27 protein-coding genes are annotated in these 24561 nt (G+C 68.3%); 15 read left to right on the top strand and 12 right to left on the bottom strand.

All coding sequences use genetic code 11. The annotated features are described in order from the left end of the window. Positions 1–25: 25 nt before the first annotated feature. The 7 genes from RYH79_RS12755 (at position 26) to RYH79_RS12725 (ending at position 6212) form a co-directional block, all read left to right on the top strand. A complete protein-coding gene (locus tag RYH79_RS12755) occupies positions 26–376 on the top strand; it encodes a helix-turn-helix transcriptional regulator (RefSeq protein WP_370899710.1) in 351 nt (116 codons plus the stop codon). A 60-nt stretch (positions 377–436) separates the two neighbouring features. Beyond that, complete coding sequence (locus RYH79_RS12750) at positions 437–1639, top strand: amidohydrolase family protein (protein ID WP_370899708.1); 1203 nt, start codon at positions 437–439, stop codon at positions 1637–1639. Between the two features lie 171 nt (positions 1640–1810). Then, the gene (locus tag RYH79_RS12745) at positions 1811–3310 is read left to right on the top strand and encodes a sensor histidine kinase (RefSeq protein ID WP_370899706.1); all 1500 of its coding nucleotides are present in this window, start codon (positions 1811–1813) and stop codon (positions 3308–3310) included. Between the two features lie 54 nt (positions 3311–3364). Next, the gene (locus tag RYH79_RS12740; RefSeq protein ID WP_370899704.1) at positions 3365–4648 is read left to right on the top strand and encodes an amidohydrolase; all 1284 of its coding nucleotides are present in this window, start codon (positions 3365–3367) and stop codon (positions 4646–4648) included. A 51-nt stretch (positions 4649–4699) separates the two neighbouring features. Further along, positions 4700–5449: an NAD(+)/NADH kinase gene (locus tag RYH79_RS12735; RefSeq protein WP_370899702.1), complete on the top strand. Its 750-nt coding sequence runs from the start codon at positions 4700–4702 to the stop codon at positions 5447–5449. A 52-nt stretch (positions 5450–5501) separates the two neighbouring features. Then, positions 5502–5954: a DUF7313 family protein gene (locus RYH79_RS12730; protein ID WP_370899700.1), complete on the top strand. Its 453-nt coding sequence runs from the start codon at positions 5502–5504 to the stop codon at positions 5952–5954. A 75-nt stretch (positions 5955–6029) separates the two neighbouring features. Continuing rightward, positions 6030–6212, top strand: coding sequence for a hypothetical protein (locus RYH79_RS12725; protein ID WP_370899698.1), 183 nt, complete (start codon positions 6030–6032; stop codon positions 6210–6212). Between the two features lie 187 nt (positions 6213–6399). On the opposite strand, the gene RYH79_RS12720 is transcribed toward RYH79_RS12725, so the two are convergent. After that, complete coding sequence (locus RYH79_RS12720) at positions 6400–7125, bottom strand: DUF6663 family protein (RefSeq protein ID WP_370899696.1); 726 nt, start codon at positions 7123–7125, stop codon at positions 6400–6402. Positions 7126–7295: 170 nt separating this feature from the next. Here RYH79_RS12720 and radA point away from each other — a divergent pair, with 170 nt between their 5' ends. Then, a complete protein-coding gene (radA, locus tag RYH79_RS12715) occupies positions 7296–8327 on the top strand; it encodes a DNA repair and recombination protein RadA (protein WP_370899694.1) in 1032 nt (343 codons plus the stop codon). A gap of 12 nt (positions 8328–8339) precedes the next feature. On the opposite strand, the gene RYH79_RS12710 is transcribed toward radA, so the two are convergent. The 5 genes from RYH79_RS12710 to RYH79_RS12690 form a co-directional block, all read right to left on the bottom strand. Then, positions 8340–8585 carry a hypothetical protein gene (locus RYH79_RS12710; RefSeq protein WP_370899692.1) on the bottom strand — a complete coding sequence of 82 codons (246 nt, stop codon included), beginning with the start codon at positions 8583–8585 and terminating at the stop codon, positions 8340–8342. 43 nt (positions 8586–8628) lie between these two features. Next, positions 8629–9306 (bottom strand): hypothetical protein, encoded by a 678-nt coding sequence (locus tag RYH79_RS12705; protein ID WP_370899690.1) that lies wholly within the window; start codon positions 9304–9306, stop codon positions 8629–8631. Positions 9307–9446: 140 nt separating this feature from the next. Further along, a complete protein-coding gene (sufU, locus tag RYH79_RS12700) occupies positions 9447–9869 on the bottom strand; it encodes a Fe-S cluster assembly sulfur transfer protein SufU (protein WP_370900882.1) in 423 nt (140 codons plus the stop codon). A gap of 54 nt (positions 9870–9923) precedes the next feature. Continuing rightward, on the bottom strand, positions 9924–11201 hold the full coding sequence (locus RYH79_RS12695; protein WP_370899688.1) for an aminotransferase class V-fold PLP-dependent enzyme: 1278 nt from the start codon (positions 11199–11201) through the stop codon (positions 9924–9926). Between the two features lie 125 nt (positions 11202–11326). Beyond that, on the bottom strand, positions 11327–11485 hold the full coding sequence (locus tag RYH79_RS12690) for a hypothetical protein (RefSeq protein WP_370899686.1): 159 nt from the start codon (positions 11483–11485) through the stop codon (positions 11327–11329). Between the two features lie 105 nt (positions 11486–11590). On the opposite strand from RYH79_RS12690, the gene larE reads away from it, so the two are divergent. The 5 genes from larE (at position 11591) to RYH79_RS12665 (ending at position 15518) form a co-directional block, all read left to right on the top strand. Further along, positions 11591–12487: an ATP-dependent sacrificial sulfur transferase LarE gene (gene larE / locus RYH79_RS12685; protein WP_370899684.1), complete on the top strand. Its 897-nt coding sequence runs from the start codon at positions 11591–11593 to the stop codon at positions 12485–12487. Continuing rightward, positions 12480–13028, top strand: a complete 549-nt coding sequence (locus RYH79_RS12680) for a 2'-5' RNA ligase family protein (protein WP_370899682.1) — start codon at positions 12480–12482, stop codon at positions 13026–13028. Before larE ends, RYH79_RS12680 begins: the two co-directional genes overlap by 8 nt. Positions 13029–13098: 70 nt before the next feature. Beyond that, on the top strand, positions 13099–13839 hold the full coding sequence (locus RYH79_RS12675; RefSeq protein ID WP_370899680.1) for an Nmad3 family putative nucleotide modification protein: 741 nt from the start codon (positions 13099–13101) through the stop codon (positions 13837–13839). A gap of 54 nt (positions 13840–13893) precedes the next feature. Further along, positions 13894–14367 (top strand): Ig-like domain-containing protein, encoded by a 474-nt coding sequence (locus RYH79_RS12670; protein WP_370899679.1) that lies wholly within the window; start codon positions 13894–13896, stop codon positions 14365–14367. Positions 14368–14789: 422 nt separating this feature from the next. Further along, a complete protein-coding gene (locus tag RYH79_RS12665; RefSeq protein ID WP_370899677.1) occupies positions 14790–15518 on the top strand; it encodes a helix-turn-helix domain-containing protein in 729 nt (242 codons plus the stop codon). Positions 15519–15522: 4 nt separating this feature from the next. Here the strand turns inward: RYH79_RS12665 and RYH79_RS12660 are convergent, their stop codons facing one another. The 4 genes from RYH79_RS12660 to RYH79_RS12645 form a co-directional block, all read right to left on the bottom strand. Next, positions 15523–15858, bottom strand: a complete 336-nt coding sequence (locus RYH79_RS12660) for a thioredoxin family protein (RefSeq protein ID WP_370899675.1) — start codon at positions 15856–15858, stop codon at positions 15523–15525. Between the two features lie 64 nt (positions 15859–15922). After that, on the bottom strand, positions 15923–17257 hold the full coding sequence (gene hmgB / locus RYH79_RS12655) for a hydroxymethylglutaryl-CoA synthase (protein ID WP_370899673.1): 1335 nt from the start codon (positions 17255–17257) through the stop codon (positions 15923–15925). A gap of 95 nt (positions 17258–17352) precedes the next feature. Next, on the bottom strand, positions 17353–19836 hold the full coding sequence (locus RYH79_RS12650; protein ID WP_370899671.1) for a hypothetical protein: 2484 nt from the start codon (positions 19834–19836) through the stop codon (positions 17353–17355). Between the two features lie 75 nt (positions 19837–19911). Beyond that, positions 19912–20493 carry a DUF2150 family protein gene (locus RYH79_RS12645; protein ID WP_370899669.1) on the bottom strand — a complete coding sequence of 194 codons (582 nt, stop codon included), beginning with the start codon at positions 20491–20493 and terminating at the stop codon, positions 19912–19914. 145 nt (positions 20494–20638) lie between these two features. On the opposite strand from RYH79_RS12645, the gene RYH79_RS12640 reads away from it, so the two are divergent. Continuing rightward, positions 20639–21382, top strand: a complete 744-nt coding sequence (locus RYH79_RS12640) for a class I SAM-dependent methyltransferase (RefSeq protein WP_370899667.1) — start codon at positions 20639–20641, stop codon at positions 21380–21382. A gap of 12 nt (positions 21383–21394) precedes the next feature. Here the strand turns inward: RYH79_RS12640 and RYH79_RS12635 are convergent, their stop codons facing one another. After that, complete coding sequence (locus RYH79_RS12635) at positions 21395–22252, bottom strand: TatD family hydrolase (protein WP_370899664.1); 858 nt, start codon at positions 22250–22252, stop codon at positions 21395–21397. Positions 22253–22820: 568 nt separating this feature from the next. Between RYH79_RS12635 and RYH79_RS12630 the strand changes: the two genes are divergently transcribed. Beyond that, on the top strand, positions 22821–24065 hold the full coding sequence (locus RYH79_RS12630) for an MFS transporter (RefSeq protein ID WP_370899662.1): 1245 nt from the start codon (positions 22821–22823) through the stop codon (positions 24063–24065). 208 nt (positions 24066–24273) lie between these two features. On the opposite strand, the gene RYH79_RS12625 is transcribed toward RYH79_RS12630, so the two are convergent. Next, positions 24274–24522 carry a hypothetical protein gene (locus RYH79_RS12625; protein ID WP_370899660.1) on the bottom strand — a complete coding sequence of 83 codons (249 nt, stop codon included), beginning with the start codon at positions 24520–24522 and terminating at the stop codon, positions 24274–24276. Positions 24523–24561 lie beyond the last annotated feature (39 nt).

The raw sequence follows: 24561 nt of genomic DNA, 5'->3' as shown, positions 1-24561 counted from the left end.
GCCTCGGACCGGCCGACTACACCGTATGAGCGTCGCCGACGCGGAGTCAGACCTCTCTGAGGTGGAGCAGGAGGCGCTGGACCTGATCCGCGAGACGGGCGGAATCCACCAGAGTGACTTCTGGAAGGAGTTGGACGTCTCCTCCCGGAAGGGGAGCCGGATCGCAGAGAAGCTGTTGGACCGGGAGCTGATCCAACGCGAGGAGACGGTGTACGACGGCCACAACACCTACCTCCTGCTCCCGACCGCCAAGGACCTGGACTTCTCCCTACTGATGGCCGGCGACATGCTGTCGCCGTTCATCGGGGAAGAGGAGGTGGACCCGAACAGCGACTCGTTCACGCAGTGGCTGATGAACCTGGCGTACGAGGAGTAGTCGCGGCAACGCGCCGGGGTCGCCCGAGGAGCTTTCTCCCCCGGTGCCGTGCGGACGGGCGTGACAGACGACACAGTCGTCGTGCGTGGCGGTCGCGTCCACACCCAGACGGAGCGAGGCGTCGTCGAGGGTGACGTACTGATCGAGGGGTCGGAGATCGCGGCCGTCGGCGACGTCGACGCGCCGGCGGGGGCGACGGAGGTCGACGCCCGCGGGCTGGAGATCACGCCCGGGCTCGTCGACGCCCACAGTCACGCCGGGATGGCAGAGTGGGGCGAGCCCGAGGACGCCGACGTGAACGAGGGTACGTCGGCGACGACGCCGCACGTCAACGCCTTGGACGGCTTCCACCCCCGCGACGAGGAGCTGAAACACGCCTTCCAGAACGGCGTGACGACCGTCTCCGCGCGGATGGGGTCGGGCAACGTGATCGGCGGCGTCATCGTGACGGTGAAGACGCACGGAAAAGTCGCCGACAGGATGCTGATCCGCGAGGACGGCATGAAGGCGGCGATGGGGGAGAACCCCAAGCGCTTCCACGGCGACCAGGAGGGGCGCCAGCCGTCGACGCGGCCGGGCGTGGCGGCGACGCTCCGCGAGGAGTTCACCGCCGCCGAGGACTACCGCGACCGGAAGGCCGCCGCGGCCGACGACGACGAGCCGTTCGAACGGGACCGCGGGCTGGAGAACCTCGTCCGGGTGTTGGACGGCGAGCTCCCACTGCGGGTTCACGCTCACCGCGCGGACGACATCGCCACCGTGTTCCGGATCGCAGACGAGTTCGGCATCGACGATCTCTCTATCGAGCACGCGACGGAGGGTCACCTGATCGCCGAGGAGTTCGTCGAACGTGACGTGCCCGCGGTGGTCGGGCCGTCGATCTCGTCGGCGACGAAGTACGAGCTCCGGAACATCACCTTCGAGACGCCGGGTATCCTCCACGACGCGGGCGTCACCGTCGCCATCCAGACGGACGCGCCGGTGCTCCCACAGCAACACCTAGACGTGTGCGTCGGGCTGGCCGTCCGGGAGGGCCTGCCGACGGAGGCGGCCCTGGACACGGTGACGACGAACCCCGCGGAGATCCTCGGCGTCACGGACCGTGTCGGCACGCTCGCGCCCGGCACGGACGCGGACTTGGTCGCCTGGGACGGGGAGTTCTTCCGGGTCGACACTCGGAGCCAGCACGTCCTGGTCGACGGGAACCACGTGTTCGACCGGGAGCGTGACGAGGTCGACCCTCGCGAGGCGTACGACTGGTGAGAGGTTCGACAGAATTCTACACACTCGTGACACGGTAATAGGAAAGAGAAGCTATAAGCCGAGAGAGTCGTACACACCGCTCATGACAGCGATACGGGTAGGTGTCGGGTGTGACCCGAAGTGTCTCGTGGTCGACGGGGTGGCCCGACAGTTCGAGCGACGGTGTCGAGTATGTCGCCGGACGGCGTAACCGAGTTTCCGGCCGCGGCCCGTGCTCTGGTGTCGTTTCCGGAGCCGGTGGCGGTCGTGGAGGTCGTGGGCGGCGAGCCGTCGGTCAGTCGCCGGAACGAGGCGTTCCGGGAGACGTTCTCGGAGCCGGCGGCCGTGGTCGAGCGCTCCTACGAGACAGTGACGGCCGACGGCGCCGGCCCGACGACGCTCCCGACCGCTCACGGCGACCGGGAGTACCAGGTGACGTTCCTCTCGGTCGACGACGCGCAGTTGGAGTCGACCCGGGACAGCGAGGTCGGCTATCTGGTCTGGACGCCGCCGGCCGCAGACGGGCGCGGTCGGGAACGGTTCGTGGAGCTCCACGGCACCACCCGTCGGATGCTCACCGCGGACACGCGCGAGGCGGTCGCGGCGACCGCGGCCAACGCGGTGGAGAACGTCTTGGGGTTCCCGCTGACGACGCTCCGGCTGTACGACCCGGAGACGGAACGGCTCCTCCCGACGGCGGTGTCGGCGGCCGCGGAGGCGGCGACCCCCGGCACCCGGCCGCCGTACGAGCGCGGAGAGACGACCCAGTGGGACGCGTTCGACGACGGCGAGTTCCTCGTCTACCAGGACATCCGGGTGATCGACGACGACGTCGACCGGACCGGGTCGGGGAGTATGCTCGTCGCGCCAGTCGGCGACCACGGCGTGCTCACGATGGGGACGGAACAGGAGAGGGCTATCTCGGAGACGGACGTGGAGCTGGCGCGGGTGTTCGCGGCCAACGTGGAGGTAGCGATGGACCGGGTCGAGCAGGAACGCACGCTCCGGGAACGGGAACGAGAGCTGGAGCGACAGAACGAGCGTCTCGACCGGTTCGCCAGCGTGTTGAGCCACGACCTCCGGAACCCGCTCAGCATCGCGAGCGGCTACGCGGAGGTCGCCAGGGCGGAGACGGAGTCGGAGGCGGTCGACGACGCCGTCGCGGAGGTGCAGGCGGCGGTCGAACGGATGTCGACGCTGGTCGACCAGACGCTCACCCTCGCCCGCGAGGGCGCCCGAGTGGACGAGACGGAGCCGGTCGTCGTGCCGGAGCTGGCCGGGCGGCTGGCGGACGCGACGACCGGCGAGGGGCCGAACGTCACGTTCGACGGCGGAGGGGAGTCGGAGTGGACGGTCCAGGCGGACCGCGGCCGGTTGGAACGGATTCTGGACAACCTCCTACGGAACGCGGCGGAACACTGCGGGCCGGCGGTGACGGTCCGGATCGGTCGGCTGGACGACGAGCCGGGCTTCTACGTCGCCGACGACGGGCCGGGTATCCCGGCGGCCCACCGCGAGGACGTGTTCGAGTACGGGACGAGCTTCGACGACGGGACGGGGTTGGGGCTGGCTATCGTCGCAGAGCTGACGCGCGCACACGGTTGGCGCGTCACGGTCGAGGACAGCCAGGACGGGGGCGCTCGGTTCGTGTTCCACACGGACCCGGACCCGGAGACGGTCGCGGAGCCGTAGTCGGCAACGGCCGGATGGGTGTGACTTATACCCCGTCCGGGCGAGGTGTGCAGTATGAGTACACGGACGGATCTCGTCGACTTTCGGCGCGATCTCCACCGTCATCCGGAGCCCGCGTGGTGTGAGTTCTACACGACGGCACGGATCGTGACGGAACTGCGCGACCGCGACCTGGACGCGCTCCACGTCGGCGAGTCGATCCACGGCGGCGACCGGCGGAACGTCCCGAACGAGGAGACACAGACGGAGTGGCGCGAGCGGGCGCTGGACGCGGGCGCCGACCCGGACGTGATCGACGAGATCGGCGACGCGTACACCGGTGCCGTCGCCGTCGTGGAGCGCGGCGACGGCCCGGTCGTCGGTCTCCGGGTGGACATCGACGGACTGCCGATCACGGAGTCCGACGACGGCGACCACGCGCCGGCCGCCGAGGGGTTCCGGTCGGACAACGAGGGCTACATGCACGCCTGCGGCCACGACGCCCACGCGACGTTCGGGCTCGGCGTGATCGACCGAGTGCTGGACGGTGAGTTCGACGGGACGCTGAAGGTGTTCTTCCAGCCCGGCGAGGAACGGATCGTCGGTGCAGAGCCGATGGTCGCGTCCGGACTGTTGGACGACGTGGAGTACCTGTTCGCGGCCCACGTCGGACTGGATCACCCCACGGGCGAGGTGATCGGCGGGATGGGCGGGTTCCTCGCCGTCTCACACCTCCGGGGTGACTTCACCGGGGAGCCGTCACACGCCGGCGGCCACCCCGAGCAGGGACGCAACGCGGTCCAGGCGGCCGCGACGGCGATCCAGAACCTGTACGCGATCCCGCGGCACGCGGACGGCGCGACGCGGGTGAACGCCGGCATCGTCGGCGGCGGGACGGCGACGAACATCGTCCCCGAGGACGCGTTCGTCGAGGGTGAGGTGCGCGGCGAGACGACGGAACTGATGGAGTACACCGACGAGAGAGCAGAGCGGGTGTTCCAGTCGGCCGCCGACATGCACGACGTGGACGTGGAGACGACACGGCTCGGACGGGCGCCGTCTGCCGAGAGTGACGAGGCGTTGGTCGACGTGGTGACGGACGTGGCGGGTGAGAACGAGGCCGTCGACTCCGTCGTCCGCCGGGACGAACTGGGCGGCAGCGAGGACGCGACGTTCATGATGCAGGCGGTCCAGGACAACGGCGGCCTGGCGACGTACGTCGGTGTCGGGACGAGCCACCCCGGCGGCCACCACACCGGGACGTTCGACGTGGAGGAGGCGTCGCTGGACATCGGCGTCGACGTGCTCACGGGGGCAGTCGAGGCGGTCGCCCGCGACGAGCCGACGGCGTCGGACTGAGATCCCGCCGGAACCACGGAGGCTTTGAGTGGGCCGGGAGAACTGTCGGTGATGAGCCGACCTCGGCTGGCGGTCGTCGGCGACCGGGCAGACGAGCAGACGGCCGACGCCGTCGGTGCCGCGAGTCTCGACCGACTGTCGCCGGCGGCAGCCGCCGAGGCGTCCGGTCACGACGCCGTACTCACCTTGGGCGAACGTGCGTTCACCCGCACCGCCCGGGAAGCGCCCTCGCTGCCGTTGCTGCCCGTCGTCGACGCGACGGGCCCCCCGACCCGCGGGGTCGGCGGCGACGTCCACCGACTCGACGGGCTCGCCCGTGACGCCCCGACCGCGGTCGCGGCGCTGGCCGACGACGCGGTCCGGGCGGTCGACCGGACTCTCCTGCGTGTCTCCGTCGACGACGAGCCCGCGGGAACGGCGGTGTTGGACGCCGGCCTGATGACGACCGAGCCGGCCCGGATCTCCGAGTACACGGTGCGAGACGACGGCCGGCCGGTCGAGACCGTCCGGTCGGACGGAATCGTCGTGTCGACGCCGTTGGGGTCGGGCGGCTACGGCCGCGCGGCCGGCGGGCCAGTGTTGGCGCCGGAGACGGGACTGGCGGTCACACCCGTCGCGCCGTTCGCCACTGCGGCCTCGCCGCTCGTGTTGGCCGGTCCGGTGGCGCTCCGGGTGGAACGCGACGAGGGTGACGTGTCGTTGCTCGTCGACGACGAGCGCGTCCGAGAGGTGCCCGCCGGGGCGACGGTGGAGTGTGTGCCGGACGCGACCGTTCGAGTGCTCCACCCGACGCGGGCGTAGCCGCCGGTGTCGAACGGAAACCTTCAAACGAGTCCTCGACAGAGACGGGAGTATGCAACCGGTTCCACTGGCGTTCCCGTTCCCCGTCGGGGCCCTAGAGAGCGTCTCCGGGGCGCTCCCGTACGTCGTGATGGGGCTCGTGGTGGCGAACCTCGTCACCCGGTTCCTCGCCCACCGGAGCCACGTCCGGCAGGCGGAGGCGGGTGACGGCGACGAGGAACTGTCGCGGTACCTCCCCCACGAGGCGACCAACGTCGCGCTGTTGTTGTCGGCGTTCGCGTTCATGGTGGTCGCCCCCCACGGCGGGATGGTGATGTCCGCGCTCGTCCTCGGGTTGTTCCTGACGGACTTCTTCGAGTACGAGGCACGGTGCGTCGAGGCCCGGAACGACATGACCGTCGAACAGCCGAAGGGATCGCTCGTCGCGTCGGTGCTCGTGTTCCTGTACGCCGGCTTCCAGTCGTTGTTCTTCCTGGTCCAGCCAATCTGGAACTCCATCGTCTGAACCCCCGCCCGAAACGACTTTCTCGGCGGCGCGCGTCTCGTCGGCCGTGACAGGACCGACCACGGGGTGGCGCCGGTGACGGACACACCCGCGACGCCGGACGCGACACCGTTGCGAGGTGTGACGGTGACGTTCGCCGCCGACGCGGAGTTCTCCGAGTACAACGGTGACGCACGACTCCACGACAGCGGCTGGCTCGAGGTGCCGGAGCTACGTCGGCTGTTCCCGCCGGACGCCGTCAGCGAAGTGCGTTACTGACCGGCGCGCGAGGACAGAACACCGGAGTCCCAAAAGATACTTATACGCAAGCCGCTGACTCCCGCTTGCGCGCCGTGAGGCGCGGTCCCCGGCCACGCGCCGGGCAGCTAGCACATGGTCGGGCTGGCACCCCACACCACTGCCACAGCACACATGGTTGGGCTGGCACCCCACACCACTGCCTCCCTCACTCCGACAGTTCCTCGTAGGTGTCACGGACGGTCTCGGCCAACAGCCCGTCCCGTCTGAACACGACGTAGACGACGACGAACGCGCCGTCCGCGGGCGACAACACGAACACCTCTCTGGCCGTCTCGCCGCCGTGATCCTCGTCGTCACCGTCGACCGACTCCAGCCGCGAGGCGAGGCTGCCGAACCCGTCGCCGTCGCCCGGAGTGTCGCCGTCGGCGTCCGGGCCGGCCTCGTTCACCCGTTCGACGAGCGGGTCGACGGGTCGACGGCCGCTCCGGAACTCGTCGTACACGTCGCGGCCGGCCGGGTCGGCGAACACGTACAGCGCCCCGTTGGGGTCGCCGTCCGTGTCCCGTGTCACCCGAGAGCCGACCGACTCCCCGTCGGCGCGTGCGACCTGCCACGTCTCCTGGGCGGCCTCGAACAGCCCCTCCACGTCGGCGGCGAAGCGGTAACGAGTCCGGCGCTCGACGGCGACGGTCTCGAACGCGGCGACAGCGTCCGGCCCGGTCCAGTCGAGGCGTGCGGTCACGACGTTCCCGGCCTCCAAGCCGGCGACCGTCTCCGCGAGTTCGTCGTCGTACCCCTCTCCCCGCGCGACGACGGGCTCGTAGGCGTCTGCCGGGTCGTCTACCGTCGTCAGGTCCAACAGGACGAGCGCGGGCGCGCCGTCCCGGAGGATACGCGTGTGGACGCGGTAGCGACGTGCGTCGGTGGTCACGGTCGCCCACTCGGCGGCGCGTGGACAAACTGCTGTCGCTCCCAGCCGTCTCCCCCTCCGACTTCAACCTCGGGCCCGTCTCCGTGGTGACATCTCGCTGCCCGGCAGTTTCACTTTCACTGTGCTGTTAACGGAGGTTTATGTACCGGCGCGGCCAAGGTGGAGGTACGATGGCAGACGATGATCTCGAGGCACTCCCGGGGGTCGGACCGGCGACGGCAGACAAGCTGACCGACGCGGGGTTCGAGACGTACCAGAGCATCGCGGTCGCCAGCGCGGGCGACATGGCGAACACGGCGGACATCGGCGACTCGACGGCCGGCGACATCATCCAGGCCGCACGCGACGCGGCCGACGTGGGTGGGTTCGAGTCCGGCTCGCAGGTGTTGGAGCGCCGCCAACAGATCGGCAAGCTCTCCTGGCAGATCGACGAGGTGGACGACCTCCTGGACGGCGGGTTGGAGACACAGTCGATCACCGAGGTGTACGGTGAGTTCGGCTCCGGGAAGTCGCAGGTGACCCACCAGATGTGTGTCAACGTCCAACTCCCGCCGGAGGACGGCGGGCTGGGCGGCAGCGCCGTGTTCGTCGACTCCGAGGACACGTTCCGGCCGGAGCGGATCGACGACATGATCCGCGGGCTGGACGACGACCTGATCGCGTCCGAGATGGAGCGCCGGGAGATTGAGGGCGCACCCGGCGAGGAGGAGGCGATGCAGGCGCTGCTGGAGGACTTCCTCGACAAGATCCACGTCGCCAAGGCGTTCAACGCCAACCACCAGATGCTGTTGGCCGAGAAGGCCGAGGAGCTGGCGGCCGACGCCGAGGGGACGGAGTACCCGGTGAAGATCCTCTGTGTCGACTCGCTGACCGCCCACTTCCGCGCGGAGTACGTCGGTCGTGGCGAGCTCGCGGAGCGTCAACAGAAGCTCAACAAACACCTCCACGACCTCGACCAGGTGGGGAACCTCCACAACGCGGCCGTGCTCGTCACGAACCAGGTCGCGTCCAACCCGGATTCGTACTTCGGCGACCCGACCCAGCCCATCGGCGGCAACATCCTGGGCCACAAGTCGACGTTCCGGATCTACCTCCGGAAGTCGAAGGGTGACAAGCGGATCGTCCGGCTCGTGGACGCGCCGAACCTCGCCGACGGCGAGGCCGTGATGCGGGTGGAAGACGGCGGGCTCAAGCCGGAGTAGAGCCGGCTGCCGTCACCGCAGCCTTTCGTTCAACGCCGAAACTCTCTCTTTGATCTCCGCTACTTCGTTCTGTAGCTCCCGTATCTCGTAGACTGCTACCTCTGCTCTGAACACAAGCTCTGCCGTGATTGCAACGACGAGGTACCGAATAGCAGCCCGGGTAAATAGGTTCGGATCATCGAGTATGAACAGAAGTGAAATTGTCACGCCTGCGAACCCAATAATATAGTTTCGCCTTCTGCTCGGGGATTCACCCATGATTGTAGGTGAGAAATATGAGTGGAAAAGGACACTGGACGGGTTAACGCCGGTGAAGTCCTGGAGCCGTGGGGCCTCCAGTGAGTTCACTGATATCCTTGTCCCAGCCCAAGCCGTACTTCGACTGGATTCCGGGTGTGCTGAACGGCAGGTCAGTGTCTTCGGCTCCGATGGTTGCGTCCGGTGTCAGCTTCGTTCCTATGAACGAAACTATCGGTCCGACGATGTCCCCCACCTCGGGGAGGCCGAGTTCTCTAAACAGCTCATTGACGACTGTAGCGATAGTCCCGAGCTCAAGAGTCTTAAGTGGAACACTGAACTCCACAGTCGCGGTTCCCCACCAGTGTTGGCCGTACCCGTCGATGGCAGAGCACCTCTCAAGCTGTGTGCCTGTCTCGATCTTGTACTTGGTGACCTTGTCAGTCCACCCCTCTGACTGGACCAGCTTCGACACGTCCTGACGCTCAGCCTCTGAAACGTCGGCCGGCCGAAGCGTCTTCATGCCCTTCTCTTCGTCCAGTTGCTTGAGGTAGATGACCTCCTCGTTCACCCTGTACCGGTAGACGGCGTAGCTGTCAGCACTGACCAGTTCCTCCCGTTCCAGCGACTCGACCTGGAACTCCTCGGTTGAGGTGTCTGCCGACGAGACAGCCGGAACGACTCCGAGACCGCCGATTGCACCGACGGCTCTTAATACACTTCTTCTGTCTTGGTCTTGCATACTGAGCTGCTTGGTAGAGTCTATTAGAACATAATTCCTTCTATTTAGAATGTGCCCAACTCAAATGACTAGAAATTATAGTCGGGCAGAGACTCACGACTCCGGTGGGTACAGAAACAACGACGAACGCTAACTACAGCCTACTCCTCGATCTGCGTCACATCCAGGTCCTCCAGGCTGCCGTCCCGCAGTTTCGCGCCGTCTTGGGCGACCTGTCGGGCCAGCACCGCACACTTGATCCGCATCGGCGAGATGTCCACCCCGAGCATCTCCGTGATGTCGTCTCGATCCATCTCCGCGAGCTCGGAGAGGGTCATTCCGTGGAGTCGTTCCGACAGCATCGACGCCGAGGCCTGCGAGATTGCACAGCCGTCACCCGAGAAGACGGCGCGTTCGATCGTCTCGTCGTCGTCCGCGAGGTGGATGTCCACCGTGATCGTGTCGCCACACGAGGGGTTCTCGCCCGTGTGTGAGATGTCCGGGTCCTCCAGCTCCCCGTAGTTGCGTGGGTTCTTGTAGTGGTCGAGTATCTGTTGCCGGTACATGTCGGAGCCGCCACCGATACCCATAGTATCGGTAATTGCCGCGTCTGACGCAAAAGGATTCCGGGGAGGCGGTCAGGCGAACAGCTGACGCGCCTGGTCGACGGCGTCCACGAGGGCGTCCACCTCCTCGCGGGTGTTGTAGATGTAGAAGGAGGCGCGCGCAGACGCGGCGGCGCCCAGTTCGTCGTGGAGCGGCTGGGTGCAGTGGTCGCCCGCCCTGATGGCGACGCCGTAGTCGTTGACGATACTGGAGAGGTCGTGGGCGTGGACCCCGTCCACGTTGAACGCGACGAGCCCCGCACGGTCGTCGCCCGGCGGGCCGTACACCGTCACGTCGTCCTCCTCGGTCAGCCGGTCGTAGGCGTACGACGCGAGCTCGGACTCGTGGTCGTGGATCCGGTCCATCCCGATCTCCTCCAGGTAGTCGACGGCGGCACCCAGGCCGACTCCCTGTGCGATTACCGGCGTGCCGGCCTCGAACTTCCAGGGGAGGTCCTCCCAGTCGGAGTCTTCGAACGTCACCGAGCGGATCATCTCCCCGCCGTACAGGTACGGCTGCATCTCCTCTAACACGGACTGGCGGCCGTACAGCACGCCGATCCCGGTCGGGCCACACATCTTGTGGCCGGAGAAGGCGTAGAAGTCACAGCCGATTTCCTTCACGTCCACCGGCATGTGTGGGACGGCCTGCGCGCCGTCGACGAAGGCGTACGCGTCGTGGTCGTGTGCCATCTCCGTCAGCTCGGCGACGGGGTTGACCGTCCCGAGCGTGTTGGAGACGTGCAACGCACTCACCATCTGTGTGTCCTCGTCGATCAGCTCGGCGGCGTGGTCCATGTCGAGGTAGCCGCCGTCCGTGAGCCGGACGTACCGCGCCTCCGCGCCCGTCTTCTTGCAGATCTGCTGCCACGTCACGAGCGAGGCGTGGTGTTCCATCTGCGTCATGACGACGTTGTCCCCGGGGCCGAGTTCGGTCAGTCCCCAGGCGTACGCGACGAGGTTCTCCGACTCCGTCGTGTTCTTCGTGAAGATCACTTCCTCGCGGCCGTCCGCGCCGATGAACTCCGCGACACTGTCGTGGGCCTCCTCGTAGGCGACCGACGCCTCCTGGCTGAGGTGGTGGATGCCGCGGTGGACGTTCGCGTTGTACGTCCGGTAGAAGTCGGCGATGGCGTCCACGACCGGCTCCGGCGTGTGGCTCGTCGCCGCGTTGTCGAGGTACACCAACGGCGTGTCGTCCGCCTCGTCGGGGCCGGGCGTCGTCGGATCACCGCCGACCTGGCGCTCCAGGACCGGGAAGTCCGCCCGGAGAGACTCCACGTCGAGCGGGTGTGTTTCTGTCGTTCCCATTACCCGGACAGAGGGACTACAGGGGTAAACAGGCTTCGGGACGGGCACCTCGCGCGGAGGCGGACGGCCCACACGGAGGCGGACGACCCGCACAGAGACGGGCAGTCGGGGGCCCGCGGTCGGCCTCACTCCGTCTCGTCTGCCCGTTCCCGCCGGAGGTACCACAGCGCGGTCCCCCAGCCCACGGCACCGAAGACGGCTCCGCCCGTCTCCCCCACCGCAAACAGGACAATCGTCCCGAACAGGCCGACGACGGCCGCCAGCCGTGCGACTGTCTGGATCACGTCCGAGTGTCCCCCGAGCCGCTCACATCTTGTCTGTTTCGGTCAAGCTCCCCGTTCGCCCGACCGAACGCGACGCTTTTCACCGCGAGGCTCCGTCGTGGGAGCATGGACGACGAACTCGCGGCGGCCGTCGGCGCGGCCCGTGAGTCGCTCGCGGCCTGCGACGGCGTCCTCGTCGCCTTCTCCGGCGGCGTCGACTCCGCAGTCGTCGCCGCGCTCGCACACGACGCCCTCGGCGACGACGCCGTGGCCTGTACCGCCCGCAGCGAGACGCTGCCGGCCGCGGAACTGGACGACGCCCGGCGTGTCGCCGACGAGATCGGGATCCGACACGAGACCGTCGCCTTCTCCGAGCTCGACGACCCCGCGTTCGTCGCCAACGACGACGACCGGTGTTACCACTGTCGGAGCATGCGGCTGTCGAAGATGTACGAGACCGCCCAGGAACTGGGGATCGAGACGGTGTGTGACGGGACGAACGCCGGCGACCCCGGCGAGGGCCACCGCCCCGGACTCCAGGCCGTCGAGGAGCTGGACGTCTACTCACCGTTGTTGGACCACGGCCTCGACAAGGCGGACGTGCGGGCCGTCGCCGACGCCCGCGGGCTCTCGGTCGCGGACAAGCCGTCGATGGCGTGTCTCTCCTCGCGGATTCCGACCGGACTCGACGTGACCGAAGAACGTCTCTCGCGGATCGAGCGTGCCGAACGACTGTTGCGCACCTGGGGGTTCGAGCAGTTCCGGGTGCGCGACCACGACGGGCTCGCCCGGATCGAGGTGGGAGAGGCAGAACTCGAACGCGCGCTGGACCCGGAGTTCGCCGCCGCGGCCCGCGAACACCTCTCGGACCTGGGGTTCGACCACGTCACGCTCGACCTGGCGGGCTACCAGACCGGGAGCGTGAGCCCGGACGAAGAGGAGGACGGAGACGACGCCTCGGCGGACGACGACGAGCCGGTCGTCGCGGACGTGTTCGAACGGGAGTACCCCGGCAGTGACTGACGCGGCCTACGGGCTGAACGTGGTCGTGCCCAACGGCGTCCGCGGGCTCGCGGCGGAGCTGGAGCCGGCGCTGGCGCCGTTCGATCACATTCGTGACCGTCACACGTTGTTGCTCAAGCGGTTCGAAGGCGAGCGGTCGCACCACCGGCTCCGCGAACGGGTGGTCGACTGTCTGGCCGGCGCGGAGCCGGTCGACGCCCGAATCACCGGGGTCGAGGCGTTCTGGAACCCACCCGCTGGCAGTTCCCCGGTCGTCTACCTCTCCGTCGAGAGCCCGGGGATCTGGGCGCTCCACCGCCGGCTCGTCGAGGAGTTCGGCCGCGTGCCCGGCTTGGAAGGTGACGACTACACCCCTCACGTCACGCTCGCGCGGGACCTCCCGCCGGACACGGAGACGGCCGTCGGGTCGATGGGCAGCGACGACCCCGTCGCTGCGCTCCAGGAGCGCGAACTGCCGGAACTCACATGGACCGTCGACGAACTGGGGCTGTGGAGCAAGGAGTACCGGGAGTTCGTCACCCGGTTCTCGTTGCCGCCGTGAGCGGCGCGGGCGGCGGCGACCCCCCCGGGACGGCCGACGGAGACTTGTCGCCCGCGGACGGAGTCGACCCGTGCAGACCGTCGCCGTCAACGTCGCCGCCAACACGAACCTCCCCGGCTTCCGTGCGCCCGTCTCTCCGGACGGGTCGTTCCTGTACGTCCCGATTCCGGAGCGAGAGCCGACCGACGACCCGGTGCCGACGTACGACGACCTGGGGGTGTTGGACGACCTGCCGTTCGAGACGGACCCGGAGTTGGGTGACCGGCGGGTCCACGTCGACCCGGAGTTCGCGGGCTACCGCGGGCGGGAGCGGTACACGTACGGCGACGAACACGGAGTGAAGGCGCGGCCGTTGTCGACGCTGGAGCCCGGCGACCGACTCCTGTTCTACGCGACCCTGTCGACGCACGACCCGGACGACTGGAACGGGCCACGGGTGAACTGGCGGCCGCCGGAGTGGGGGGCGTACGTCGTCGGCGAGTTCGTCGTGGCGGACGTGGTGGCCGGGGACGACTACGACGACCCCGCGGAACTCCCGGCGTGGACGGCGAGCAACGCGCACGTCCGACGGGAGACGGTGGACGCGGAGGTGTTCGTCCGGGGGAGCGACGAGTCCCGGCTGTTGTCGCGTGCGGTGCCGTTGTCGCGCCCGACCGGGGGCGCAGACGCGAACGCGCTCGTGACGGCACTGTCGAACGACTCGGGAGAGGGGCCGTGGTGGCGACGGGTGTTGCGGTTCGACGACACGGCGAGCCGGCGGCTCCAGGGCCGGCTGTCGACGGAGCCAGCCGAGTGGCTCGACGGCGTCTGACGTGCGTCCGACGGTGGGGAAGAGGCTTCCCGGCTGTGGCTCCAGCGTCCGCGTATGGAGCCGACACGACGACGTGTGGTGGCCACGGTCGCGGCGGGCGGCGTCGCGGGACTCGCGGGGTGTGCCGGCGTCGGGAGCGTCGGCGGCACCGGCGACGGCGACGGCGGCGGATCGGTGTTGTCGTCCGTGCGCGTGCTCAACGAGGCGGCGACGGCTCACGAGGTTCACGTCCTGGTCGAGCGGGGCGGCGAGGTGGTCCACTGGTCGAGTCACGAGCTCGGCGCCGGGGGGACGGGGACGGCGAGCAGACGGCTGGCGGGCGGGTGGGGTGACTCACCCGGGCAGTTCACCCTGCACGTCAGGCTGGACGGCGCAGACGACTGGGAGACGTTCCGGGTCGGACGGCGGGAGACGGCGTGTTACGGCGTGGAGGCCCGAATATCCGCCGACGGCGAGGTGTCGCTGTGGTTCCGCCAGGACGCGCCGGGGTGTGAGGACGGGGCGACGACGACAGACGCGAGTGGGTGACGCACTGCGACGACGACTCCCCGTGACCACGGCGACGACAGCGACACCCACCCGTGACTGTCGGCGCGTGCGGCGGTCACCTCGTGTGGCCCCCCTCGCGCGAGGCCGACGGGACCACCCGCGGTGACGGACGCAGCACACCTGGGCTCGGGTGAGAGCGGAGCCGGCGGCCACTCCCGTGCGGTGCAGAGCAGCGCGGAGCGATTGGAGCAGGACACCAGGGTGCAGTACGCGAGCGAGCGAACCGGGCGACCGAGCGAGCGCCGTTCTCGTCACCGGACCACGGAGCGATCGGACCGACAGCCAGGTCACTCCGAAATCTAGTGGCTTCGAGGTTCTCCCTCCGGCCGACGGGGTGGAAGGAAACTACCACGAGGAGTGAAAAAGGTCGGTTTTTAGGACGAGGGACAGTGACCGGGGGTATGAACAGCCCGACTGGGGAGACGGACGGCGACACGCCGCGGGGACAGCTCGCGCGGCGGATCGCGGGCGAGATCACGCTGTCGGACGACCCGGGCGCGACGCTCCGGAAGTGGCGGACGGACTTCGGGGTGTCACAGACGGAACTGGCAGACCGGATGGACGTCTCGTCGTCGGTAGTGTCGGACTACGAGAGCGGCAGACGGGCGTCGCCGGGGATCGGGCTGGTGTCGCGGGTGGTGGACGCGTTGCTCGACATCGACGAGGCACGCGGAGGCGACCGGATCAGACAGTACGCCCGGGTCGTCTCGGCGGGGTTCGACTCGGAGATCGTCCGGGACATCCGGGAGTACCCCGCCGCGCGCCCGACACGACGGGTGTACGAGGCGTTGGACGCGACGGAGGTGGCGGCGGGGAGCCAGGACACGGTGAACGGCCACACGGTGATCGACAGCATCGAGGCGATCACGTCGTTGTCCAGCGAGGAGTTCTACCGGCTGTACGGCCAGTCGACGGACCGCGCGCTGGTGTTCACGGAGGTGACACGCGGGGAGTCACCGTTGGTCGCGCTCCGGGTGGTGACGCCGACGCCGAACGCGGTGATCCTCCACGGCGTCTCGCCGGACGATCTGTGGACACACGCCCCGAAGATGGCGCGGGCCGACGGCTTCGCGCTCGCGGTGTCGACGGCGCCGTTGGAGGAGGCGCTCGACCGACTCCGCGGGATCTGACGGCTCACGACGGGGCGTGCTCGCGGACGAACGCCGTCAGCTCCTCGCCGGGGACGAACCCCTCCGCGAGCCGGCCGACCTCTCGGCCGTCACGGAACACCGCGAGCGTCGGGACGCTCCGAATCTCGTAGTCCGTGACGAGCCCCGGCGGGTCACGCGGATTGACGAACACGGTCTCGACGCCAGTCTCGCGGGCGACGTTCGACACCACCGGCTCCATCGACGCACAGATCGAACAGCCGTTCGTCTGGAACACCACCAGGAGGGTCTCCGTCGTCGACAGCGTCTCGGCCAACTCCGCGGCCGGAATCGACCGCGGGCTGGGCTGGGTGTCGGTCACGGCCGCGGTACGGCCCGAGGTGACTCCACCCCGTCGGAGCCGTGTGCGAGCCGCGACAGACCGCTCACTCGACGTACTCGTACTTGCGCTCGTTCATCCGACCCCAGCCGGCGTGGACGAACTCCCCGGACGGCTGGGTGAACTCCTCGACCTCCGTGTCGAGGTCGTGGTTGTGGGCGTCGTGGACGCGCTCGTACTCCTCGAACGTCAGGTCGTAGCGCCGGCGGAGCTGCTCGTCGACGGTCAGCGCCTCGACCTCCTCGCGCCACCCCTCCCGGACGGTCTCGGCGTGAATCTCCGCCTGCGCGCCGGAGCCGTAGGAGGCGACGAGCAGCCGGTCGCCCGTCAGCCCACGACCGGTCTCGGCGGCCGACAGCAACGCACTCACCCGGGCGATGTGGACGGAGCCGGTGTACCAGTTGCCGACCTGTCGGGAGATGGACAGCGTCGGCTCGATGGCGGCGTCGTACCAGTCCTGGTACTGCTCCGTCCGCTTCAGGTCGTCCATGTACGACTGGATCGCCTCCTCGTACCCCTCGCGGTCGTCGAAGTCCTCTTCGCGGGGCTGGCGACCGATCTCCTCGGCGATCTCCGTCTCCAGATCCGTGTTCCGGGCGATGTGACGGTAGCCCAGGAGCCCGGCCTTCCGCACCATCCCCGGGAACGGGGTGTGGAACGGAACGTACGCGAAGTCCTCCGGGTGGGTGCTCGCCTGGCTCTCGAAGTCCTCCAGCGCCTCCCGCATCCGCGCGAGGTACACCTGCATCGACCGCTTCCCGTCGACGCTGGGGAACTGTTGTTGTGGCTTCAGGAAGTCCGTCTCGTCGGCGCTGCCGTACCCCTGTTCGTGGGACAAGGCGACCACGCTCGGGTCCTCGTCGATCAGCATCGCCACCGCGCCGGCGCCCTGCGTCGCCTCGCCGCTGGAGTCGCGGGCGTACAACGCCGTGTCCGTGGCGATCACGAGCGCCGCTCGCCCCCGATTCCGCCCGGCCGCGATCCAGTTGTAGGCGTCGTCCAACGCCTGTGTCCCGGAGATACACGCGAACTTTCGTTCGCCCTTGTTGGCGTGGTGGAAGTCGCCGTCGTACACCTGCTCCAGACAGCCGGCGACGTACGTCGACACCGGCTTGGAGTTGTCGAACGCCGACTCCGTCGCCACGTCGATCCGCCCGACGTCGTCGGGCGCGAGCCCCTTCCGATCCATGAGCCGCTTGGCCGCGTTCGCGCCCATCGTCACGATGTCCTCGTACGTGTCCGGGAACGACGACGCCTCCAGTCCCAGTCCCTTCGTGTACTTCTCCGGGTCGTCACCCTGTGCCGGCGCGAACGTCTCCGGGAGGTCCAGCTTCAGCTTCCCGGTCCAGATCTCGACCGCGTCGATGCCGACGCTTGTCATAGCCGGGGTGTTGGTGAAACTGTCTTATTGACCTGTCGATACTGTGTTCGACGGGTGTCGATAGCTGCGGGACGGCAGACGACGACCCCGACTCACTACGGGGTCAGGGTGAACGTGACGCTACTCCCGTCTGCGAAGCGCAGTGTTACGGTGACGTCCTCGTTCTGCATATTCGCTTCACTGGACCCGAAACCACCACTCTCTCGGAACTGGTACAGCGTGTACGTCGCAGTTTCCCCGCCCCGAATCAGGTGTTCCTCGTCCTGGTTACTCGCCTCACTCAGGTCGAAGTCGCCCGGTAGTGGTGCCGTGCCACCGAAGTCGGTCGTGTTCGTCCGCCCACCCACCTCGACGTAGAACTCACTCTCGAACTTCCCTTCGTCGACGGACGAGTCACCGAATTCGTCGATATCACTGTTTTCCGGTTCGATACGGATGTCAGTCACAGTGGCACTCTCCGACCCGACGTTCTCGACACTGAACTCGACGCCGGACTTGTCCGAGTTCCCCGGCCCATCCCCCACCGTCGTCGCATCACGGTTGTACCGAATCCGATCACCGCTCGCTCCGGGCTCTGGCACGATGACGAACTCCCTACTCCCCCCGTCTTCGAAGAACAGCTCCACGACGGTCCGTCGGCCGTCCATCCCGATCGGGTTGCCGTCACTGTCTTGGAACTGGTACAGGCTGTACTCGGCGGTCTCGCCGCCTCTGATCGTGTGCTCGTCGTCCTGTACACTGGCTTCACTCAGGTCGAACGTCGTCGGCAGCGACTTACCACCGCCGAAGTCGGCTGTCCTCGCTCGCCCGCCCACCTCGACGTAGAACTCACTCTCGAACTCCCCTTCGTTCCCACTCGGGTCGTCGAGCCGGGCGACGGCGTCGTCCACCGGGGCCAGCCGGATGTCGGTGACTGTCCGATCGGCACCTCCGTAGTTCGTGACGTTGAACCGCACACCGCCGTCCCTGGCCGTCACCGCGTCCTGTCTGTACCGTATCGACTGATTCGTGACCTGGAGCGTGAGGTTGTCGGTCCTCCCTCCGCTGATTGCGACCAACTGAGCCGTCCCGTTCCTCCGCAGCGTGACCGTCCCAGTTGCGTTCCCGTCGGTGTCGGTGGTCGTCGTCGTCGGGTCGATCGTCGCAACGGTGGAGTTGTTCGTCGCAAACGTCACCGCCGCACCGTTGGTCTCACCTCCGGTCCCGACTTCGACGACGAGTTCACTGACGTTCCACGCGTCGACGGTACAACTCTCGTCACTGCAGTCGGAGAAGCCAACGCCGGAGTTGGCCGTGAGTTCGTCCGGCGCGTCCCAGTTGAGTGGCCACGCGCCTGGGTTCCCCGGCGAAGGCCCCGGCCCCGGCTCGGGTGAGACCACTGTCACGTTCGCGGTCGCGTTCTCGGCGGTCGACTGGTCGAACGGCCCCGTCCCGGTCGCCGGCGCGACGCTCTCGTTCACGGTGACGTTCACCCTCACCTCGCTGCTCACCCCACTGGTGTTGAACTCGAAGGCCGTCCGTCCGGTGCTGTCGGTCTGCTGGACGTCGCCGTCGAACGCACTCGCGTTGGCCGTGACGGTCGCGCTGGGCATCGCGTTACCGTACTGGTCCCGGACTCTGACGACCACTCGTGCCGACTCCCCCTCCGTGACGTTCCGTTCGACGGCGGTGAACTCGACACTCGACGCCGTGCGCTCCTCGTCGTGGCGGCCGACCGACACCGCCGCGACGGCCAACTCGTACTCACCGGGGAACCGCACGTCGACCGCCCGGCGGGTCGTGTTCTCCGTCACGACTACGTCGTCGTCGTCGACCTGGTTGCCGCGCGTCAGTACGGTCTCGAACCCCCCGGCCGACAGCGCCGTCGGGACGGTGACTTCGAAGTTCGAGACTCGCACGCGGTCCGACACCGAACTCACCGCCGTCGGCTCCAGGGTCACGTCGTCGACCCCGGCCTCACTCAGGTTCCCCTTCAACAGGAACAGCGTCACCTGATCGCCGGAGACGAGCAACGGACTCTGCGTGAGGTTCACCGTCGTCCCGTCGTCGTACCGGGCGAGGACGCGTGACGACTCCAGGGTGATGTTGGCCGGCCCGCCGCCGTACGCCCGGTACTGCGGGGTGTAGACGAGCGTCTTCGTGGTGTAGTTGCCGAACGTGTCGTTCTCGCCGAACCGCTCGGCTGCCGCCGTCGGCCACCCGTCCTCCGTCTCGTTCGGCTCCGGGACGTTGGCGGAGAAGTCCGCCCTACTGACGTTCAGCGTCACGTTCCCGCCGTCGCGGGTCTCCAGCCGGCCGACCGCCGGCGGCGGGTTGACGAACAACGTCCGGTCGGGGAACCGCGTCCCCAGCTTCACCGACGCCGGGATCGTCTCGCCGGTCGTCCCGGTCGTGACGACGGCGTCGCGCACGCCGACGAGGTCGTTCCGCACCGTCTGCTCGTGGGTGAACTCCGCCTGACTGTTCTGCTGGGGGACGACGGTCGCCTGGTAGGTCGACATCGCGATCACGAGGAACCCGAACAGAATGACGGCGCCGATGACGACGGACTGGCCTCTGTCGTCTCCCCCCCAGGACATGACACGTCGTACCCGGCGGTGACTGAAAAGGATGCTGGGGCGACCCGGAGAGCCGACGACCCGGCGAGACGGCCGTCAGTCCTCGTCTTCCTCGACGACCTCTGGGTCTGCCATCGCCGTCTGGAGCGAGTCTAGCCCGTTGACCCACTCCGAGACGAGGCCGTACTCCAGCTCCTCGGCGACCTCTATCGGGAGCTCTTCGCCGTCGACCACCAGCGTCCCCGCCTGGACCAGGTAACCCAGCGCGGCGTCGATGTCCTCCTCGCCTTCCGCCTCTGCGGCCGCGCGGACGTACTCCGCCACGGTCCCCTCCTCCGGGGTGCCGCCGACGACGTACTCCTCGACCGCGTAGAACACCGGCACGAGACTCGTCTGGACGCCGTCGATCAGCATCTCCGTCTCCTCGTCGTCCATGTCCACCTCGGCCAACACCACGTCTCGGACGCTGGCGATCTCCTCGCCCGCCTCTCCTTCGTCTAATCGACCATCCTCGAACGCGCGGACGATCTTCGCCACGGCGATGGCGGCGTCGTCTTGGAGGTTGAGGAGGAGTCGCGCGGAGTCTTCCTCCTCCGGGTCCAACTCCTGGTCCGCCACGCGGTCCAACCAGTTCTGCCACCGCTCTTCGGTGTAGAACGTCTCGTCCGGGTCGCTCATACACCCACGGTTCGGTGCCGACGGCATAAGCCCTCCGTATCGACCGGCCTGAGCGCCCGTGTAGCCGTGTCGCCGGCGGTGCCGGCCGTCCCAGCCGGTGGGACACCCCACAAGACTCTGGTCGTCGCCGCCCGGGTGTCACCGCGTGACTGACCGTCTGTACGCGGAGTTTCCCGCACTGTACGACGCGATCCAGTCGGCGTGGGACTACGACCGCGACGTGTCGTTCCTCCTGGCGGCCGCCGACCGCCACGACGCCGTCCGGGTCGTGGACGGCCGTGCCGTCGACGACCCGCGACTCTTGGAGGTCGGCTGCGGCACGGGCGAACACACCCGACGGCTCGCCGCCGCTGGGTTCGAGGTCACCGGCGTCGACCCCGCCCGCCCGGTGCTCGCCCGCGCCACGGCGAAGTACCCCGAACTGGACGCCGCCCTGGCCGTCGGCGGGCTCCCAGAGCTCCCGGTCGACGGCGAGTTCCCCGTCGTCGCCGCGCTCCGCGGAGTCGTCAGCCACCTCCCACCCGAGGCGCTCCGGCCGGCGGTCGCGGCGCTGGCCGACCGGCTGACAGACGACGGGGTTCTGATCTTCGACGCCTCCGACCTCCCACCCGCGGGTCACGACGCCCCGGCCCTCGACATCGGGGAGGCGCCGACCGGTCAGTACGCCCGGATCGTCCAGATGCAGCCCCGCGACGACGGCCGGCTCGACTGGAACAGCGTCGTCGTCCCGCCGGAGGGGACGCCGTTCGTCAACAGCCGCCCGATGACTCCGTTCGACGACGAGACGGTGATCGCCGCGCTCCGCGAGACCGGACTCGCCGTCGAGACGCACGACGGCTTCGGCCCCGAGGGGGGCGCTCGGACCGTGTTCGTCGCCACGCCCGCCTGAGACGGCCGGCCGTCAGTCCGTCCGGTCCAGCGTCGCCTCCGTGTCGATTCCGTACACCTCCTTCGGGGTCTCGACGTGCGCCAGCCGGACGGCGTCGTCGTGGCCCGCCTCCAACAGCCACCGCACCCGCCGCGGCACCGTCTTCGGCCCCATCACCGCTCCCGGCCGGTCCGGGTCGTCGACGAAGTCCGTCTCCATCAGGAACGGCTCCCCGCGGTCGACCGCCGTCCGGAGGTACTCTTTCTCGCACATCACGCTCGGGGTCGGGCCCTCCAACTCCCCGTAGGCGTAGTGTTTCACCACGCGGTGGGGGGCGAGTCCGCGTTCCTCCGCCCACGCCGCCACCTCCGGCTGTGACCGACTCGCCTCCGTGTGGAGCTGGACGGCACAGTCGTGGTCGGCCCCCAGCGCGAAGGCGTGTCGCGTCGTCTCGTTCGAGGCCGCCCAGACGGCGTCGGACACGTCGTAGTGTGGGCGCCCGGACTTCAGCGCCAGGGCCACGCCGTCGGCGACGTAGTCGGCCGCCCGCGACAGCCCCGCCCGCATGATCTCCCCCGCGGTCTCCGGGTCGTGGCCGGCGTCGACCAACTGCGACACCAGTCCCGGGTGGACCCCGAGCACCGGCCACGCGCGACCGGCCAGCCGCTCGCCCGCCCGCTCGACGGTGTCGACGGTCGTCTCGAACACCGGCTCGAACTCCGCCGCAGTCTCGGGCAGGTCGTCCAACAGGTGCCACGAGGGCTTGTTGACGACGAGGAGGTGTGTCCCACCCAGCCGGGCGAAGTCGTCGACGGCCGCCAGCCCACGTCCCCGCTCCGGGTCGAGGTGGAGGTGGTCGTCCAACACCGGGGTGTCGAGTCGCTCGCTCATGTGCGACGGGAGGTGCCCCGGAGTGGTGTGTGTGTCGGAGTGTGCCGAAAATCGGAGCGTCCCGTGCGCTCACGAGACACTCGCAGTGTTCGCCTGTCGGTTCCGAGCGTGAGGCCTCACGGTCGACCCCGGGGTACGTTCGCCTCGGTCACTGGCTACCACCAGCCAGACACCCCCTCTCGCCAATCCGTGCGCACCCGTCCGCTCTCGTCACAGTCGTCGGCCGCTCCGACGGACCACGCGGCCACTGCGGAGACCACACCAACTTTCTACAATATACTTTGATACCGTAAACACAAAGTAGAACGTCGAGTGGATGTGCTGTACCGAATGTCTGCCGTGAGCGGACCGTGCTACGATCGTCCAACTCCCGACACGGGTGAACAGAGGCGACTGATTCGTTCTCTGCGGAAGACTCGACAGAGTTCCGAGTCGGCGACTGGCTGTCTGCCGGTGAGACTCGCCGACACGCAGCGACTGTGGGAGCCGTCTCGTCCGGACCGCACGAACGCTCCCGTCCGGACGCTGGGCGGCGTCGCAGACACGTACACGCCGATCTCCCGTAGCGATGCCGAGTGACGGTCTCGGCGGACGGCTCCCGGACCCCGTCGTCGTCAAGTTCTACCTGTACATGGCCACCCTCTCGAACGCGTTCATCACTCCAATAACAGTCGTGTACATGCAGTCGAAGGGCGTCGGGCTCGCCGGTGTCGGTGCCGTCCAGGCGTTGTTCTGGGTCGGGCTCACCCTCGCAGAAGTTCCGACGGGCTACGTGAGCGACCGGTTCGGACACCGCACGAGTCTGTTCTTCGCGACGACGACGATCGGCGCGGCGATTCTCGGGTTCTGGTTCGCCGACGGCGTCGTCGGGTTCGGCGTGGTGTACCTCGTGTGGTCCGTGGGTATCACCTTCCGGTCGGGGAGTCTCGGCGCCTGGCTCTACGACACCCTCGAAGCACGTCTGAGTACGGACGAGTTCGCCAGAGTGCGCGGTCGCGGCGGGAGCGTCGTCTTGGGGGTCTCTGCCGCCGGGTCGCTCGCCGGGGCTCCACTGTACGAGATCGACCCACTGTACCCGTTCGTCTGCACGGCCGCGCTCGCCGGCCTCGGGTTGGTCGTCCTCTGGACGTTCCCGACGGCCGACGATCACCCGGCGTCAGACGAGACGGACGGCACCGGAGCCGAGACGCTGGAGTTCGTCCAGGCGATCCGAACCGCACGTCGGCACCTGACTGGGAGGGAGCTCCGATGGTTCGTCGCGTACACTGGCGCGCTGTACGTCGCACACCAGGTCGTGAGTGCGTTCATTCAGCCGGCTGCGCTGGCGTCCGGGCTCTCGGTCGCACAACTGGGGCCGCTGTACGCGGCCATCACTGGGTTGTCGGCCGTCGCGAGCTGGCTCTCCGGGACGGTCGAACGACGGCTCGGAGTCCGGGGGTGGTTCACGCTGGCGCCGTTGCTGGTCGGGGTTCCGCTCCTGGTGACAGCTGTCTCCCCGTTGGCGGCCCTCCCGGCGATCGCGGGCGTCCGGTTCGTCGACAAGCTCTCGGGCACCCTCCGTAAACAGTACATCAACGACAGAGTCTCGTCCGTCGGGCGTGCGACGGTCCTCTCGGCAGTCTCGATGGTGTTCGGAGTCGTCACCGTCCCGGCGCGCGTCCTCGGGGGCGTCGTCGGTGACGGGTTCTCGGTGTTCGTCACGTTCGCCGGCGTCGGCGTCGTCGTCCTGCTCGTTGCGGGCGGGATACACGCGACTCGCGAGCCGTTCGTGGAACGAACACAGAGTCGGGCCGGAGGTGAACCCAGTGACTGACCCACTCGGCGCCGACCGACACTACGAACTCTCGACCCCCGGGACCGTTCGCGTCGAGTCGGACGGTCACCGGCTGGAGACGCTCGGAGCGTGCTTCGAGCGACACGACCCGACTCGGTGGCCAGTGACAGCCGATCCGACCGGCTCGTCCCTGTCAGTCTGTGACTGTCGTTCGCGGCCTCGTCGCTCCGGACTGTGCCGTTCCGAGCTACCCACCCCGAGCGTAGTGCGCCACCTCCCACACGACCGTCACCACGACGATAACCAGGAGCGCGCCGGCCGCCTCGGCGTCCGTCGGCACGGACACGACCGGGAGTCGGTCGACCAGCGTCAGACTCGACTGTGACACCTCGCCCAGCGACGGGAGCACCTGCCAGACGTACTTCGAGAGGGTGGCACTGGCGAACAACGCGACCAACGCAGACAGGGTGTGCGAGCCGGCGGCTTTCGTCGGCATCGTCCCGACTGTCTGCGGGCGGCGACAAATCCCTTCGGG

This window comes from Halobaculum sp. MBLA0143 (assembly GCF_041361465.1).
Lineage (GTDB): Archaea > Halobacteriota > Halobacteria > Halobacteriales > Haloferacaceae > JAHENP01.
The sequence above is the reverse complement of the archived record's forward strand: the minus strand, read 5'-3'. Positions and strand labels throughout refer to the sequence as shown.

Bases quoted from the DNA above. Each gene is read 5' to 3' on its own strand.
- RYH79_RS12755 (WP_370899710.1), top strand. From the start codon at position 26: ATGAGCGTCGCCGACGCGGAGTCAGACCTCTCTGAGGTGGAGCAGGAG.
- RYH79_RS12745 (WP_370899706.1), top strand. From the start codon at position 1,811: ATGTCGCCGGACGGCGTAACCGAGTTTCCGGCCGCGGCCCGTGCTCTG.
- RYH79_RS12740 (WP_370899704.1), top strand. From the start codon at position 3,365: ATGAGTACACGGACGGATCTCGTCGACTTTCGGCGCGATCTCCACCGT.
- RYH79_RS12735 (WP_370899702.1), top strand. From the start codon at position 4,700: ATGAGCCGACCTCGGCTGGCGGTCGTCGGCGACCGGGCAGACGAGCAG.
- RYH79_RS12730 (WP_370899700.1), top strand. From the start codon at position 5,502: ATGCAACCGGTTCCACTGGCGTTCCCGTTCCCCGTCGGGGCCCTAGAG.
- radA (WP_370899694.1), top strand. From the start codon at position 7,296: ATGGCAGACGATGATCTCGAGGCACTCCCGGGGGTCGGACCGGCGACG.
- RYH79_RS12710 (WP_370899692.1), bottom strand. From the start codon at position 8,585: ATGGGTGAATCCCCGAGCAGAAGGCGAAACTATATTATTGGGTTCGCA.
- RYH79_RS12705 (WP_370899690.1), bottom strand. From the start codon at position 9,306: ATGCAAGACCAAGACAGAAGAAGTGTATTAAGAGCCGTCGGTGCAATC.
- RYH79_RS12695 (WP_370899688.1), bottom strand. From the start codon at position 11,201: ATGGGAACGACAGAAACACACCCGCTCGACGTGGAGTCTCTCCGGGCG.
- larE (WP_370899684.1), top strand. From the start codon at position 11,591: ATGGACGACGAACTCGCGGCGGCCGTCGGCGCGGCCCGTGAGTCGCTC.
- RYH79_RS12670 (WP_370899679.1), top strand. From the start codon at position 13,894: ATGGAGCCGACACGACGACGTGTGGTGGCCACGGTCGCGGCGGGCGGC.
- RYH79_RS12665 (WP_370899677.1), top strand. From the start codon at position 14,790: ATGAACAGCCCGACTGGGGAGACGGACGGCGACACGCCGCGGGGACAG.
- hmgB (WP_370899673.1), bottom strand. From the start codon at position 17,257: ATGACAAGCGTCGGCATCGACGCGGTCGAGATCTGGACCGGGAAGCTG.
- RYH79_RS12650 (WP_370899671.1), bottom strand. From the start codon at position 19,836: ATGTCCTGGGGGGGAGACGACAGAGGCCAGTCCGTCGTCATCGGCGCC.
- RYH79_RS12645 (WP_370899669.1), bottom strand. From the start codon at position 20,493: ATGAGCGACCCGGACGAGACGTTCTACACCGAAGAGCGGTGGCAGAAC.
- RYH79_RS12635 (WP_370899664.1), bottom strand. From the start codon at position 22,252: ATGAGCGAGCGACTCGACACCCCGGTGTTGGACGACCACCTCCACCTC.
- RYH79_RS12630 (WP_370899662.1), top strand. From the start codon at position 22,821: ATGCCGAGTGACGGTCTCGGCGGACGGCTCCCGGACCCCGTCGTCGTC.
- RYH79_RS12625 (WP_370899660.1), bottom strand. From the start codon at position 24,522: ATGCCGACGAAAGCCGCCGGCTCGCACACCCTGTCTGCGTTGGTCGCG.